General features: G+C 38.2%; 14 protein-coding genes and 1 tRNA gene. 3 read left to right on the forward strand and 12 right to left on the reverse strand.

The features are described 5' to 3' along the window. Positions 1-125: 125 nt before the first annotated feature. Positions 126-956 carry an aldo/keto reductase gene (locus tag ACJYYY_RS09530; RefSeq protein WP_035314944.1) on the reverse strand — a complete coding sequence of 277 codons (831 nt, stop codon included), beginning with the start codon at positions 954-956 and terminating at the stop codon, positions 126-128. A gap of 323 nt (positions 957-1,279) precedes the next feature. On the opposite strand from ACJYYY_RS09530, the gene ACJYYY_RS09535 reads away from it, so the two are divergent. Further along, the gene (locus ACJYYY_RS09535; protein ID WP_035314945.1) at positions 1,280-1,900 is read left to right on the forward strand and encodes a DUF47 domain-containing protein; all 621 of its coding nucleotides are present in this window, start codon (positions 1,280-1,282) and stop codon (positions 1,898-1,900) included. 21 nt (positions 1,901-1,921) lie between these two features. Next, positions 1,922-2,935: an inorganic phosphate transporter gene (locus ACJYYY_RS09540; RefSeq protein WP_035314946.1), complete on the forward strand. Its 1,014-nt coding sequence runs from the start codon at positions 1,922-1,924 to the stop codon at positions 2,933-2,935. Positions 2,936-2,982: 47 nt separating this feature from the next. Here ACJYYY_RS09540 and ACJYYY_RS09545 read toward each other — a convergent pair whose 3' ends face one another. The 11 genes from ACJYYY_RS09545 to ACJYYY_RS09595 all read right to left on the reverse strand — a co-directional run bounded on the left by ACJYYY_RS09545 (position 2,983) and on the right by ACJYYY_RS09595 (position 13,662). Continuing rightward, on the reverse strand, positions 2,983-3,447 hold the full coding sequence (locus ACJYYY_RS09545) for a hypothetical protein (RefSeq protein ID WP_035314947.1): 465 nt from the start codon (positions 3,445-3,447) through the stop codon (positions 2,983-2,985). Between the two features lie 257 nt (positions 3,448-3,704). After that, positions 3,705-4,217: a tRNA (uridine(34)/cytosine(34)/5-carboxymethylaminomethyluridine(34)-2'-O)-methyltransferase TrmL gene (gene trmL, locus ACJYYY_RS09550; protein ID WP_035314948.1), complete on the reverse strand. Its 513-nt coding sequence runs from the start codon at positions 4,215-4,217 to the stop codon at positions 3,705-3,707. Between the two features lie 8 nt (positions 4,218-4,225). After that, complete coding sequence (gene queG / locus ACJYYY_RS09555; protein ID WP_035314949.1) at positions 4,226-5,365, reverse strand: tRNA epoxyqueuosine(34) reductase QueG; 1,140 nt, start codon at positions 5,363-5,365, stop codon at positions 4,226-4,228. Between the two features lie 81 nt (positions 5,366-5,446). Further along, positions 5,447-5,517, reverse strand: a tRNA-Gly gene (locus tag ACJYYY_RS09560). A gap of 129 nt (positions 5,518-5,646) precedes the next feature. Then, positions 5,647-7,002: an Nramp family divalent metal transporter gene (locus ACJYYY_RS09565; RefSeq protein WP_035314950.1), complete on the reverse strand. Its 1,356-nt coding sequence runs from the start codon at positions 7,000-7,002 to the stop codon at positions 5,647-5,649. Between the two features lie 152 nt (positions 7,003-7,154). Beyond that, positions 7,155-7,517: a helix-turn-helix domain-containing protein gene (locus tag ACJYYY_RS09570; protein WP_408868876.1), complete on the reverse strand. Its 363-nt coding sequence runs from the start codon at positions 7,515-7,517 to the stop codon at positions 7,155-7,157. 162 nt (positions 7,518-7,679) lie between these two features. Beyond that, positions 7,680-10,604 (reverse strand): insulinase family protein, encoded by a 2,925-nt coding sequence (locus ACJYYY_RS09575; protein WP_408868877.1) that lies wholly within the window; start codon positions 10,602-10,604, stop codon positions 7,680-7,682. Between the two features lie 80 nt (positions 10,605-10,684). Then, the gene (locus ACJYYY_RS09580; RefSeq protein WP_035314953.1) at positions 10,685-11,368 is read right to left on the reverse strand and encodes a YjjG family noncanonical pyrimidine nucleotidase; all 684 of its coding nucleotides are present in this window, start codon (positions 11,366-11,368) and stop codon (positions 10,685-10,687) included. Between the two features lie 85 nt (positions 11,369-11,453). Beyond that, positions 11,454-12,179 (reverse strand): amino acid ABC transporter ATP-binding protein, encoded by a 726-nt coding sequence (locus ACJYYY_RS09585; protein WP_035314954.1) that lies wholly within the window; start codon positions 12,177-12,179, stop codon positions 11,454-11,456. Continuing rightward, positions 12,172-12,840 (reverse strand): amino acid ABC transporter permease, encoded by a 669-nt coding sequence (locus tag ACJYYY_RS09590; RefSeq protein ID WP_156921194.1) that lies wholly within the window; start codon positions 12,838-12,840, stop codon positions 12,172-12,174. Before ACJYYY_RS09590 ends, ACJYYY_RS09585 begins: the two co-directional genes overlap by 8 nt. A 33-nt stretch (positions 12,841-12,873) precedes the next feature. Further along, positions 12,874-13,662, reverse strand: coding sequence for a transporter substrate-binding domain-containing protein (locus ACJYYY_RS09595; protein WP_035314955.1), 789 nt, complete (start codon positions 13,660-13,662; stop codon positions 12,874-12,876). 321 nt (positions 13,663-13,983) lie between these two features. Between ACJYYY_RS09595 and ACJYYY_RS09600 the strand changes: the two genes are divergently transcribed. Then, on the forward strand, positions 13,984-15,195 hold the full coding sequence (locus tag ACJYYY_RS09600) for an NAD(P)/FAD-dependent oxidoreductase (protein ID WP_035314956.1): 1,212 nt from the start codon (positions 13,984-13,986) through the stop codon (positions 15,193-15,195). The last annotated feature ends 20 nt before the right edge of the window (positions 15,196-15,215 follow it).

A 15,215-nucleotide genomic window follows, 5' to 3' on the forward strand; every position in this document is an offset into this window, starting at 1 on the left:
TCGTGGTCAATACAATTTAAAGAAGCTACCGTCTGTAAAATACAGACAGGTGCTGAAAAAATTGCCTATGTTTTTCAAAATGTGCTATACAAAAAGGGGGCCCTTTATAAAAAACGAGATTTTTTCTATGACTGCTCATATCGAATCATTGGGTCATGACTGACACGTTCGTTTTTATTCAACTCATTAATCAACCGCATTTCATGACTTGATAATTCAAAATCAGCTACACTTATGTTAGCTTGAATCCGTTGTTTCGTTTGTGATTTAGGAATAACAACTGACCCTCGTTGTAAATGCCAACGGATAATAATTTGAGCCGGCGATTTTTGATGATGTCGTGCCAATTTTTGCAGCACGTCATTTTGTAGCACATCACTTTTATTTTGACCTAATGGTCCCCATGCTTCATGTTGAATATGATGTGCTGCTAAATAAGCCATTAAGTTTGTTTGCGCAAAATAAGGATGTGTTTCAACCTGATTAACAGCCGGAATAATATCGTGCTCCTTAATCAAACGTTCGAGTAACGGTTGTTCATAGTTACAAACACCAATGGCACGAACCCGTTTTTCAGATAAGAGCCTTTCCATTGCCCGCCATGTGTCATTAAAATGTGCTTTCATCGGCCAATGTATCATGTATAAATCCAAATAATCAAGTTTTAATTCCGCTAAAGAGCGTTCATATGCCTGCAAGGTTTCATCATACCCCTGATCAGCATCCCATACTTTTGAGGTGATAAACAATTCATCACGGGCAATGCCAGAAGTTTGGATTGCTGCACCGACTAATCGCTCATTTTCATAACGTTTAGCAGTATCAATCGCACGATAACCACTCGCTAAGGCATCTTCAATGGGTTGTTGATTTTCCATCAAAAAGACACCAAACCCAATTTGGGGCATTTCGACACCGTTATTTAATACGATTCTTTTTGAATAGATTGTTTCCATATTGATTCCCTCCTTTTTTCACTAAAACATCCCTGCTAATTTCTAGTTTACCGCATTTGTTCGTGTATCTCTATTAATCCAATCAATTAGTCCTTGAAAAAGACCGTAAAAGTTAGATTTCAAGCTAATTCATATCATTATTTTTGTTATTATTCGTTACTCAAAAATACGACATTTTTCAAATGTAAAGATTTTGTTAAGAAAGCACTAATGTTTTTGTTTTTATGTTAGAATTAGATTGTACTTTGCTGAATTGGGTGTCATAATAAATTAATAAATTAGTAAATACAAATTACATATTCATATAATGGAGGAATAAAAAAATGGTTTTCAAGAATAAGAAAGATCGTTTTGCACATTTATTACATGAAATCTCATTAAATATCAATGAGGCCGGTAAATATTTCAGCGAGTGTCAAGTTGAATCACAAGATGATTTACGTAAACTTGCAGAAGTCATGAAAGAATATGAACTTAAAGGTGATACGCTTGTTCATAAAATCATCTTAGAGTTAAACAACGCCTTTATTACACCAATTGAGCGTGAAGACATGCTTGAGTTAACAAACCGCTTAGATGATATTTTAGATGGTTTCGAACAAGCTTCCTTCATCCTTGAAATGTACAATATTTCACCAAAAGATGAATACATTACGAAGTTTTTAGAAAACCTTTCAAAAGCAACAGCTGATATCTCTGTAGCAACTGGTTATATCTTTGATAAAAAGCTTAAAAACGTCCGTGAATTAGCGATTCAAATTAAGGATTACGAATCAATCTGTGATGATATTTACCGTGATTCAATCCGTCACTTAAATGATAACATTACTGATCCGATTCAATTTTTCAAATACCGTGAAGCTTACGAAGATTTAGAAGATATTGCAGATGATTGCCAATCAGTTGCTAATACGCTTGAAACCATCGTTATGAAGAACGCCTAATTAAGGAGAATTATATAATCTATGGATAATATACTAATCATTACAATTGCGATTGTAGCTGCAGCGCTTGTGTTTGACTTTATCAATGGTTTCCATGATACAGCGAACGCCATTGCTACGAGTGTTTCTACTAAAGCAATTAAACCAAAACACGCCATCATTATGGCAGCCATTATGAACTTTTTAGGCGCGATTTCATTTACAGGTGTAGCAAAGTCGTTAACAAAAGATATTGTTGATCCATTTGCCTTACCACATGGTGACATCGTTATTTTAGCAGCGCTTATCTCTGCTATCATTTGGAATTTATTGACTTGGTATTTTGGAATTCCAAGTAGTTCTTCACATGCATTAATCGGTTCGATCGCCGGAGCAGCCTTAACTGCTGCTTTTATAGCTGGTCAATCGTCACCGCTTAACTACGCTGGATTCACTAAAATTATCCAAGCTCTAATTTTAGCACCGTTCTTAGCCTTTGCTGCTGGTTATATCATCTATACAATTTTCAAGCTAACCTTGAAAAACTTTAATTTAGATGCGACTAACCGCCGTTTTCGTTACTTACAAGTACTAACGGCTGCGTTTCAATCCTACGCTCATGGTACCAATGATGCCCAAAAATCAATGGGTATCATTACATTAGCCTTAATTGCTAATGGGTACCAAACAGATGCTGATGGCGTCCATTTCTGGGTACAGGTAGCCTGCGCGACTGCAATGGCAGTTGGGACTTCAATTGGTGGTTGGAAAATCATTAAAACCGTCGGTAGTAAGATTATGAAAATCAAACCTGTTAACGGGGTAGCTGCTGACCTTGGTTCGATGTCTGTTATTTTCACTGCGACTGGCTTAGGATTGCCCGTAAGTACGACGCATGTTATTAGTTCATCTATTCTTGGTGTTGGTTCATCACACCGAATCCGTGGTGTTAAATGGGATACAGCCCAACGCATGGTTATCACTTGGGTCATTACCTTACCTATCTCAGCCGCAGTTGCTGGGCTCGTATATTATATTTTCACCTTGTTTATGTAATCCATTTGAAAGGAAGGAGCCATCTTAAGTGGCTCCTTTTTTCAGCTTTATCTGTAATCACCTAAGTCATCACATTCAAAACAATCGTTTTTTATTAAACATTCAGCTTGATATAACATTTCAATTCTCAGTAAATACGGATACAGCTTTTTAAGTAGCTCTAAAAAAGACTCCACAGTTATTTTTGTATCTGTAATATAATTGACAACAATCCACTCATCCTCTAACTTAATTCCTATATCTCTTTGCAAACCATCATTCCAATATTCGCTTATCGTGTCTGCTTTATTTACTCTAGATTTAGAGAGGTTTTCTTGGATGGCATATACTTTTACTTGACGATGATTTAGGATATGGATGTCTTTTTTATTAAACGTTTTTCGTAAATACTTTTCCATTTCTTTGAACGACCAGATTTCTGGCACGATAAACGCACGAATAAATAACTGATCCGCGTATTTAAATCGTAAATTGAATTGTTTTAACACTTTAACAGCCTGTATTTTTTTCATCTGTTCCCCCCTCTTTTAAAAACATCATAAACAATTTCTTCTGATTGTGCCGTTTAATAAATACTTCTTGACGATGAATTCCAGTCGTTTTTTTGCAAATCCCCTTTTAAAATAACATAATGAGACATTAACTGTAAGTATTGTCCACTCTTAATCCATCTTTTGCGTAATTATAAATACACCATAATTTAACAACGCACTAATTATTTTAAAAAAAGTAGCAAACCTTTTTGGTTTGCTACTTTTTTGGATTACTACTAATCCTTCTCGAATACAATATGATCATACGTTGGCGCCTCAACATTCATATGTTGAAAGTTTTGTTGACGCAACGCTTCGTATGTTAATATCGCTGCTGTATTACTCAAGTTCAACGAACGAATGTTATCTGACATCGGAATGCGGAGGCAATTTTCACGATGATCACGCAACACAGAATCCGGTAAACCAGTTGTTTCTTTACCGAAAACGAAGAAAATATCTGAGCTTGTATCGCTGTAATCAAAGTCGCTGTATGTATGCTCACCGAATTTTGTAATGAAATAAAATTTGCCGTCAGGGTATTTATCAAATAACTCCTCTAATGAATCATGCATTGATAAATTAACACTGTCCCAATAATCGAGTCCTGCTCGTTTTAAATACTTATCTTCAATTGAAAATCCGAGTGGGCGGATTAAATGTAAGGCTGTATTGGTGCCGGCACACGTGCGGGAAATATTTCCTGTATTAGCTGGTATTTCGGGTTGGAATAAGACAATATGATTCATGGTTATGTTCATCCTTCTTTCTGAGATAAGTTTAATAATGCCGCTGTAATTTCAGCGCGTGCTTCGTCATCTGTTTCTTCTTGTTGAGCGGTTTGAAGTGCCTCTAAGGCAATATGACCACCAATTTTAGCTAAGGCATAGGCAGCAGTGCCTCGAATGACTGGTCGAGGATCAGCCAGTAAGCAATTGACCAAATCAGGAATTGCCGTTTCGTCCTTATAGCGTCCTAAAATTAAAATCGCATTGCGTTGGAGTGGTTTTTTTCCTCGCCACGACCCCGCCATCGGTCCAAATGTTTCTTTAAACTCGCGATTAGAAATCGTCAGCAATGGTTTCAATAACGGTTTCACCTTCGCCTCATCAGGCTCCATCGCCGGATGAAGGTGAAAGTCTTTGCCACGATTATACGGACAAACGACCTGACAGGTATCACAGCCATAAAGACGATTATGCAGTTTATCACGGAATCGCTCCGGCATCATCCCCTTTGTTTGGGTTTGATAACTCAAGCATTCCTTGCCATTCATCTTGCCATCACCAAGCAAGGCACCTGTTGGGCATGCCTTAATGCACTGTGTGCATTCCCCACACTGGTCACCCATCGGTTCATCTGGTTCAAACGCAATATTGGTAATCATTTCACCGAGATAAACAAAGCTACCATACTCTGGTGTGATTAAAAGCGTGTTCTTGCCCCGCCAGCCAATCCCTGCCCGTTCGGCCACTGCCACATCGGATAACTCCCCGGTGTCGACCATCGACTTTGTACGCGCTTCTGGCACCTTTGTTTTAATAAACGCTTCTAATAAAGCCAGTTTTTCACGCAAGACGGTATGATAATCGACCCCCCATGAGGCACGCGCAAAGACACCACGCCACTCGCCACGCTTACTTCGTAACGTATTATCCATCTGATTGGGATAGGCTAAGGCAATCGCAATAATCGATTGCGGTTGCTCGAAAATGAGACTGGGGTTGACCCGTTCTGCAATGACCGGATGTTCAAAACCAGTTAATAAATCATGCTCTTGGGCAAAGCTTAAGCGCTTTTCTAACGTTTGAAAGTAGTCCGCCGTTGTAAAACCGATTTTTTGAATGCCAATTGTTTTTGCATAAGCCTTGATTTCGTCCTTTAACGTATCCACCATCTTTTCACCCCCAGTGCCCTTTATTATCAAAAAAAAGCACTCACCAGTTAATAATAACCCGGCAGTGCTTTATGTTCATTAAGCGGGTGATCGGGATCGAACCGACGACAACAGCTTGGAAGGCTGTAGTTTTACCACTAAACTACACCCGCTAATTACTCCTTATTTATTACTTCTTTAGTATACCAAAAAACGATTGAAAATCAAGTCTTTTAGGCTAAAACAGTATAAAAAAACGTCATCAGCTTTTCACAATAAAAAACTGACAACGTTGACTAGCCTTAAGTAAAGGTTCCGTAAATTAAATATATGTTCAAAATTGTTAAGAAAATCGCGATAATCCACGCGGTGTATTTCATCCATGTCGGATTAGCAAATTCCCCCATTAACTTTTTACTACTTGTGAAAATCGTTAATGGAATAATCGCAAATGGGAGGGCAATACTTAAGAACACCTGTGTGTAAATAAGTAATTCTTCCACCTTTGCATCTTGACCGTTGAAAACAATTACCATAATAATGACTGGAATAATCGCTAACAAACGAGTTACAACACGACGGAGCCACATTGGAATCTTCATTTTGATAAAGCCTTCCATAACAATCTGACCTGATAACGTACCAGTAATGGTTGAGTTTTGACCAGAGGCTAATAAGGCAACCGCAAACAAGGTACTTAACACCGGACTCGCGACTGCACCGACGATTTTATTATCACTTAAGGCATTGTATAATTCGACAAAACGGCCTAGTTCACTATCCAATCCATAAAACATTGCTGCTCCTAAGATGAGCAATAAGCAGTTAACAATCATCGCGACTGTTAATTGAATGTTTGAATCGATGGTTGCAAAGCGAATCGCTTCTTTTTTACCTTTTTTCGTCCGCTTAAACTGACGCGCTTGAATAATCGAACTATGTAAGTATAAGTTATGGGGCATGATGGTTGCACCAACAATACCTAATGCTAATAATAACATTCCTGGTTGTAACGCAATTTGTGGGTCAGGAATAAAGCCTTTTAGCATCGGTCCCCATTCTGGACTCGCTAAAATAACTTCGTATAAAAAGACAATGAAGATGGTTGCAATTAAGGTCGCTACAATCGCTTCAATTTTACGAAAACCAACTTTTGAAAGCAACAGCAATAGCATTACATCAAGGGCTGTAATCGCTACACCGACTATGAGAGGCATCCCAAACAATAAATGTAAGGCGATAGCACCACCGATAACCTCGGCAATATCTGTTGCCATGATTGCTAACTCGGTAATAATCCATAGAACAACACCGACGGGTTTACTGGTTGCCTTACGTGTGGCCTGTGCTAAGTCCATCCCTGTAACAATCCCTAACCGGGCGGCCATGCTTTGTAATAACATCGCTACAACACTAGCAATCAAAATAACTGACAGTAAAGCGTAGGCATATTGAGCACCACCTGCAATCGAGGTAATCCAATTCCCAGGATCCATATAACCAACGGCAATCAATACACCTGGTCCACTATAGGCTGCTAACTTTTTCCAGAAACCACCTTTTTCAGGCATCGCTACGGTGTTGTTAATCTCTTCTAAACTGGCACCATTCGCATGTTCCACGACTGAGTGATGCTCGTCTTTTACTTTATGTGTCATTCACAACATCTCCTTCGTTTATACACTGTTTTATTCGCTTTGTTTCTACACTGTATATTTTGCCCTAAGGAAACATTATTGTCAACGTCAAAATAAAAAACGATTACAGTTGTAACCGCTTCATTACCTATTCTAACAACCTTAAAAAAAAATTATTTTTTTTCTGAAATTTGCCACGTCTCCAATTGATTTGAAAGTTGCTTTAATAGTTGTAATTGCTCACGTGTTAAACGATAGGGTAGTTCTAAGTACCACGCCTCTAATTCTGGATTATCGAGCAGTGGGAATGTCGAATTAATTGTTTCATCACGTAAACCATTGACGTCATCAACAAAGTAGTTCACCGGTGTGCCGACCTCTTGGGCAATCGCCACTAAAATATTGAGTGGTGGTCGGTTACGGTTCATTTCATATTTACTAATCGCAGAGGGATTAACCTTAATGCGTTCAGCCAATTCTTTTTGTGTATAGCCTCGTTTTAAACGTTCTGCCTTAATCTTTTCACCAATGTTCATTGTAATCGGCCCCTTTATCGTGCTTCTACTTCTATTTTAGCATTTATCCGACCGTTTGCGTTGCCCTCAACCTAAAAAAACGTATACGACTAATGCGTATACGTTTCAGATTGTAGACAAAGTCTAATTAAACATCTACTAGAATATTAAAAATTGAACAAACTACAGTTCACGGAGGTGATCAAACAACTCACTTTGGGCATCGATTTGATCACTGTTCCCAAACACACATACTTTTGCATCTTCTAAAGCATCTGCAAACATGTTTGCCATCTCACGAATATCGGCTGCTGTTGTACTCAATATTTCATCACGGGTTTGTTGGATATCAGCCAATTGCAGACCTTTTTGGTAGCGTGCCACTGCACGTGCGCCTTTTTGACGGGCTGATAATGGCATATCCATGCTTCCCATTGTGCCAATAATGTATTTTGTCATTTCGTAATCACTCGCATCAAAGGCACGTAAATAAGCGACCACTTTATCATACACGGCCAACGTGTCGACTAAGTTTGGATCACGATATGACCAGAATAACCATTTGCCATTGTCTTGCATCACAAAGCCCGATCCATAGGCGCCACCTAAGACACGCACTTGGTTCCATAAATAATCATACGATAAAATCTTCTTCAAGACGGTAATATGACCGGAATATGGATATTTGGTCTGATCAATGAGACCACCTTTAACAACATACTGTACTTTGCTCGACGTTTTTAAGCCTTCGTTAATTGAAGGATTTAACGGATACGTTCGATTGGCATCAGCCTTGTTATCACTATGAGGTAAGTCTATCGTCGCAAGAGCTGCCACAACTTCATCATAAATCACTTGGTCACCCGTAATCGCGACACTTAATGCTTCTTTACTAATTAATTGCGTAAGTAACTCATTCAATTTTAATTGAACCGTGGCAAAATCGGTTTCTAATGCAGTTGTTAATTCACAAATAAAATCATAGTAACCTAAACCACGAATATCTTCTGAATAGTTACTAACAGGTTCCACATACGATGCTAAACGAGCAGCAGCAATATTATGACCGGCTTGGTTCATACTCATTTCGATGCGCGACTTGATAATTTGGACAATTTCAGTGATGCGTTTTTGATCTTCAAAGCGCGTGTCTTTTAAGATGTCCATCACAAAAGTTAAGCCCGAACGGATGCCTCCTTGCAGGATTTTTGTTTTAACTGCAAAATACGTTTGGAATTTTTCAGACGGTACTTTTTCACTCAAAATACTGTTATAAAAACTAGTTCCTCCCGTCACAATGTTCAACTCATTCGAAAGCGCTCCATAACTATATTTACCTGTTGCAAGTTGTCCGACTAAATCTTCGAGTAACCCAAGATAAGGAATATCAGCTTGTGCGATATGAGATGTATTAAACATCAGTGTCAAATAAGCAATTTTATTTGTATTGGTTTCATAGAACATCACTGGGATTTGATCAGCTGCGCTCAAAGCGATTGGATAATCGGTCGCTTGCGGTTCAACGTCAGTGCGTGCTAACATCGGTAGCTTTTGTAAATCGAACTCCGTATCCACACTTTCTTGTAACGCTTTCAGCGTTTGATTGTCTGCAACAAGTTGAGCAACTTCGGCTTCTGTTAACCCCGCTTTAAAGTCATTCAATTCAGCTGCGACTGCCTCATTCAGTTCATCAGCCAATGTATGTGATGGTTCAACAATCACTAGACTTTCATGTAAACTATTGAGGAAATAACGATCGATTAACTTTTCAAAATAAGGCGAATGAAGGGCATTTTTAACACCTGCCAACGTTTTTTCATATTGTAAATGTGTCGTTGGTTTACCATCATACAACCAACTATCCATCGCACGCATCGAATAGATTAACCCTTTTGGCATTGAGCCAAAATCAGCTTCACGCAATTGGAATTCTTTCAAGGTAATCGCTGATTCAATCAGCTCTTTGTCGATACCGTCAGACACGAGTTTTTGTAACGTTTCTCGTACAACAGTTTGAAAGCGTGCTTGATCACTCGCATTGGCATTTTTAATGACAATACTAAAGAACGGTTGTAGCACACCATTTTCATACATCCCAAACACATCATTACCTAATTTGGCATCAAGTAAAGCTTGTTTCAATGGTGCAGCTGAACTTTCTAATAAAATATACTCTAATACGTCTAAAGCGAAGTAATTTTCAGCATCAAAAATATCAGAAATAACATAGTTTAGACTGAGGTACGTTTTATCTTCTAATGTTTCAGTCGGCAATACTGCATACTGCTTGACCTCAACATTTAAATCACCTAATGCAAGTTGGTAAGGAAGAGCTGTCGTATTTTCTACCTGTTGATACTGTGCTAAATAAGCTTCATCTAAGAATGCTAACTTTTCTAGTAAATCAAGGTCTCCTGCAAGCGTAATATAACTGTTAGATGCGTTGTAGAAACGTTTATAATCCGCAACAAATTGTTGATAACTCAACGAAGGAATTGCAACAGGATCGCCACCTGATTCATAGCGGTATGGTGTATCAGGAAAGAGTGATTTTTGAATACTGCGCATCAAGATTTGTTCCGGCGATGAGAAGACACCCTTCATTTCATTGTAGACAACACCTTTATAACTAATATCTGCATCCGCACGCGTTAACTCATGATGCCAACCTTCTTGCTGTAAAATCGTTTCTTTTTCAGTCAATAAAGGATTAAAAACCGCATCTAAATATACATCCATTAAGTTTTGGAAGTCCTTGTCATTTTGACTCGCAATCGGATACATCGTTTTATCGCTGAACGTCATTGCATTTAAGAACGTATTAAGCGACCCTTTTACCAACTCGACGAAAGGTTCTTTTAATGGGTATTTTTTAGAACCACATAAAACAGAGTGTTCTAAAATATGGAACACGCCGGTGTCATCTTCTGGTGGCGTCCGAAACGAAATCGAAAACACTTTATTTGTATCATCATTTTCGATATAAAGCAGTTTTGCCCCACTCTTATTATGAGTAAAGCGGTGAACCACTGATTCGATTTCAGCAATTTCTTCACGTTCTTCATACTTAAAACCATGGTAATTTGCAGCTAGTTTTAAATCTAACATCTATTTCCTCCTAGTGAATACTCTATTTGTTCAATGATTCTATTATAGCAAATTAAACGGGGCATTTAACCTATTACGACTTATAGCGTGAGCCCTATGACTTCATCTAAATGTGCTATTTCAAATGTTGGCGTATAACCCTGACTATCTTTACGTGCCGGATTATACCAACAGGTGGCGATCCCCGCCATATTGCCGCCTTTAATATCAGAGGTGAGCGAATCACCAATAATCATTGTGTCTGCCTTATTAAACTGCGGAATCCGTTCAAATACATGATCAAAGAAGCCCGACATCGGTTTTTGAAACCCAGTATCTTCTGATACAAAGACATCTTTAAAATAAGGCATCAAACCCGAATCAGTTAAGCGACGATACTGTGTACTTGAGACGCCATTCGTTACAACATAAAGCGCGACCTGCTGATGTAATTTTTCAATTAATGGTCTTGCACCCTCGATTAAAAAATGCCCTTCTGCTAAATACTCGCGAAAACGCTCATCACAAACAGACCCATCTCGTGCAATTCCGAGTTCATCAAAGAGTTGCTGGAAACGACCAGAAACAACTTCTTGTTGCGATATTTGGCCCTGTTCAAAGCGACGCCACAGGTGATGATTGATTATTTGATAGCGTGTTTCAATGGCAGATGATAAAGTGACTTGTTCGTGAGCAAATAATTTAATTAAGGCCGCTTTTTCTGTCGCTGCGAAATCGAGCAACGTGTCATCGACATCGAATAATAAGGTGTTATAGGTTGGCATAAGTACTCTCCTTTATACATAAGAAACGTGCTAACATTTTTGTTAGCACGTTCGAAATTACTATTTCTAACAGCTTTAGTTTGGCTTACAATACTTTTTCTAAGAAAATTTTAGCACGTTCAGATTGTGGTGCTTCGAAGAAAATACTTGGTTCTGTCTCCTCGATAATTTTGCCTTCATCCATAAAAATAATTTTACTCGATACGCGTTCAGCAAAGGCCATTTCATGCGTAACAATCACCATTGTAATACCTGTTGTGGCTAATGATTGAATCACTTCGAGTACTTCTTTAACCATTTCTGGATCTAACGCCGAAGTCGGTTCATCAAACAAGAGGTATTTCGGTTTCATTGCTAAGGCACGTGCAATTGCCACCCGTTGTTTTTGACCACCTGATAATTTCGATGGGTACACATCGGCTTTGTCGGCTAAGCCAACTTGTTGTAGCAATGCTTCAGCCTCTTTTACAGCCTGTGCCTTTTCGATTTTACGGACCTTAATCGGAGCATAGGTAATGTTTTCAAGCACTGTTTTATGAGGGAATAAATTAAAGTGTTGAAACACCATGCCGACTTCACTACGCATTTGCATCACTTGTTTCTCTTTTAATAATGTGATGTTTTGCTCATCGATAAAAATAGCACCCGTCGTTGGTTCACCGAGCAAGTTGATTGTCCGAAGGAGGGTTGATTTGCCAGAGCCTGATGGTCCAATAATTGTGACAACTTCACCATCATTAATTGTTGTCGTGATATCTTTTAAAACATGTAATTTACCAAAACTTTTATTAACGGCTTCCATCTTAATCACTGCGACCCAGTCTCCTTTCAATTAACGAACCAATGAACGTCAAGATCATTGTTAAGCAGTAGTACACAATAAATGCCACAATCATTGGTGGGAAGTACATGTACATATTTGCTGAGACAATTTCTGCACGACGCATTAAGTCTGTTACAGCAATGGTTGATACGATTGCTGATTCTTTTGTTAACGTAATAAACTCATTCATTAAAGCCGGTAGGATGTTTTTGATTGCCTGCGGTAAAATGATATCTAACATTAGTTTACCATAAGGAACGCCCAAAGCCTTACCTGCTTCATACTGCCCTTTATCAACCGCATTTAATCCAGAACGGATGATTTCAGACATGTAAGCTGCTGAATTCAAAGAAAAGGTAATGATTGCAGCTGTTAATGGTTCAATATCGAAGTGAAATAATTGTGGTAACGCTAAGTATACGAGTGATAATTGCATAATTAACGGTGTGCCACGAAAAATCGAAGTATAAAAACGAGCGAATAAGCTCAATGCTTTCAATTTACTAATTTTGAAGATTGCTAAGATGATTCCTAATATAAAGCCAAACAAAGCGGAGAAAAAGGCAATTTGTAACGTAACCCACACACCGTTTAATATATAAGGAATCGATGGTTTTAACTGATTAAAAACGTCTATCATACCTTGCATGCCATCGTTCACTCCTTCCAATTTTTGCGATGCTTATTGACCGCCACTTTTAATCCATTTTTCAACTAATTTATCCATTTCGCCATTTTCTTCCATTTCTTTCAATACTTTATTGAAGTCAGCTGTTAATTTGCTGCCTTTAGGAAGTGCGATTGACATTGGGTCACCTGTTTCTAACGAATCATCTTCAACATTAAACTGTGCTAAACGATCTGAATCCTTCGTATAACCATAGGCAACAGTGTCTACTGTAATAATCGCATCGAGTTTGTTACCAGCCATTGCTTCAACCATCTCGTTTACTTTATCCCATTGTTCCACTTTCATTGGTGCTTTTTTGTTCAAGTCTTCAGCTAAAGCAGCTTGTGTCGAACCGATTTGAACGCCGACTTTTTTACCTTTTAAATCGGCTGTTGTTTTAATGTCGCTACCTTTTGGCACTAACACAACTTGATGTGAGGTGAAATAAACACTCGAGAAATCAACTTGTTTCGCACGCTCTTCGTTTTTAACCATACCCGCCATAACGAAATCAACGCTTTCTTTATTCAAGGCAGCAATTAAACCACCAAATTTTTGATCTTTAATTTCTAAGTTGTAACCTAATTCTTTTGTGATGTATTTTGCAACATCAATATCAAATCCAACGATTTCATTTGTTTTTGTATCAACAGATTCAAATGGTGGATAATCGGCACTTGTACCCATCACAATTGTTTTCTTGCCGTCTTCACTTTTCTTTGTTGGTGCCTCTGCATTCGCACCACAAGCCGCTAACACAACCAATAATGCCGTCATCATCATTATTATAACTTTTTTCATTTTTCATTTCCCCCATCTATTTGTTTTTAGTTTATCATTTATCATTTCGCTTCTATATTTAATTATATTACCTGTAATATTTATGCACGTCAAGTCCTTTTTATAAATAAAATGATGTTTTTATACAAAATACAGCCTTTTTATTCGTATTTTTATACATTTATGCATTAATTTATATTTTCAGATATTTCATTTGATAAATTATAATGAAAGATACTTATCAAAATCATGTTGTTTTTTTAAATTGTAAGACGCTTACAACTGCGTTATACTAAGGTTGTGTCAAATTTTTGTCATCAATGGCAAAAGGAGTTGAGTAGGTTGGGTAAGAAAAAAATCGTCATTTTAGGTGCTGGCTATGGTGGTTTACGGGCACTAAAAAGATTACAAGACTTAAAGCCAGATGCTGAGCTTATTTTAGTTAATAAACACAGTTATCACTGTGAAAAAACAGCCTTACATGAAGTTGCAACGGGAGCTGCTAATCCCGGCGATATTTGTTATCCTGTCTCAAGTGTTGTCGACCCTCATTACACAACATTTATTGAAGCGACAGTTTCACAAATCGATCATCAAACAAAAATGGTTTTATTTGATAATCACGAAGCCCTCACTTATGATTATCTACTCATCGCCCTCGGTTTTGAATTTGAATCGTTTGGCATTGATGGATTAAATGATTATGCGTATCAAATTACAAATATTCCATCTGTCAAAAATATTTATGACCAATTAAATGAAAAATTACGGGCATTACAGCCCGAAGAAACGCTCTCAATTGTTGTTGGTGGTGCAGGTTTCACAAGCATCGAATATATCGGTGAACTAGTCGAACAACTGCCCTTCCTTACAAAAGCAGCGAATATAAAACGCAATCAGGTCAAAGTATCGTGTATCCAATCAAATGTTTTACCGATGTTTTCACCTGAATTAAGTAACTACATCATTAAGAAACTTGAGAAAAAAGGCGTCACCTTTATTAAAGGTCGTGTTGCTAAAATAACGGTCGATAGCGTCTATCATAAACTTGACCGTGACGCGGCAACGAGTTCGATTGAACCTGCTGATATGTTTGTTTGGGCCGGTGGTGTTCGTGGTAGTTCTGTTATTACAAACTCAAACTTCACATCCGATCGTGGACGTGTCTTGGTTCATAAAAACTTAACGGTACCGGATTGTCGAGATGTAATGATGATTGGGGATTGTTCCATTGTGATGGATGAAACAACCGGCTTTCCTTATCCAACTACTGCCCAAATCGCAATGCAGCAAGCCGATTGTGCCGCCAACAATATTGCAGCCTTACTCAAAGGGGGCAATCTAAAAGAGTTTATTTATCGACCAAAAGGCACTGTTTGCTCAATTGGCCGTCATGATGCCGTTGGTGTCGTCATGGGGAAACAATTACGCGGCGTTACTGCCTCAGTCTTAAAAAAGGTGATTGATACACGATCAATTGTTTTAATCGGTGGCGTCGACACTGTCCTCAAAAAGCAAAAGATTTTCCGCAAGAAAAGCATGTATACTGTTTAAGATACAGACACCATTCAAGA

This window comes from Brochothrix campestris, from assembly GCF_046058945.1.
GTDB lineage: Bacteria > Bacillota > Bacilli > Lactobacillales > Listeriaceae > Brochothrix > Brochothrix campestris.

Excerpts from the sequence above, each read along its gene's own strand:
- ACJYYY_RS09530 (WP_035314944.1), bottom strand. The coding sequence starts at position 956 with ATGGAAACAATCTATTCAAAAAGAATCGTATTAAATAACGGTGTCGAA.
- ACJYYY_RS09535 (WP_035314945.1), top strand. The coding sequence starts at position 1,280 with ATGGTTTTCAAGAATAAGAAAGATCGTTTTGCACATTTATTACATGAA.
- ACJYYY_RS09540 (WP_035314946.1), top strand. The coding sequence starts at position 1,922 with ATGGATAATATACTAATCATTACAATTGCGATTGTAGCTGCAGCGCTT.
- ACJYYY_RS09545 (WP_035314947.1), bottom strand. The coding sequence starts at position 3,447 with ATGAAAAAAATACAGGCTGTTAAAGTGTTAAAACAATTCAATTTACGA.
- trmL (WP_035314948.1), bottom strand. The coding sequence starts at position 4,217 with ATGAATCATATTGTCTTATTCCAACCCGAAATACCAGCTAATACAGGA.
- queG (WP_035314949.1), bottom strand. The coding sequence starts at position 5,365 with ATGGTGGATACGTTAAAGGACGAAATCAAGGCTTATGCAAAAACAATT.
- ACJYYY_RS09565 (WP_035314950.1), bottom strand. The coding sequence starts at position 7,002 with ATGACACATAAAGTAAAAGACGAGCATCACTCAGTCGTGGAACATGCG.
- ACJYYY_RS09570 (WP_408868876.1), bottom strand. The coding sequence starts at position 7,517 with ATGAACATTGGTGAAAAGATTAAGGCAGAACGTTTAAAACGAGGCTAT.
- ACJYYY_RS09575 (WP_408868877.1), bottom strand. The coding sequence starts at position 10,604 with ATGTTAGATTTAAAACTAGCTGCAAATTACCATGGTTTTAAGTATGAA.
- ACJYYY_RS09580 (WP_035314953.1), bottom strand. The coding sequence starts at position 11,368 with ATGCCAACCTATAACACCTTATTATTCGATGTCGATGACACGTTGCTC.
- ACJYYY_RS09590 (WP_156921194.1), bottom strand. The coding sequence starts at position 12,840 with ATGCAAGGTATGATAGACGTTTTTAATCAGTTAAAACCATCGATTCCT.
- ACJYYY_RS09595 (WP_035314955.1), bottom strand. The coding sequence starts at position 13,662 with ATGAAAAAAGTTATAATAATGATGATGACGGCATTATTGGTTGTGTTA.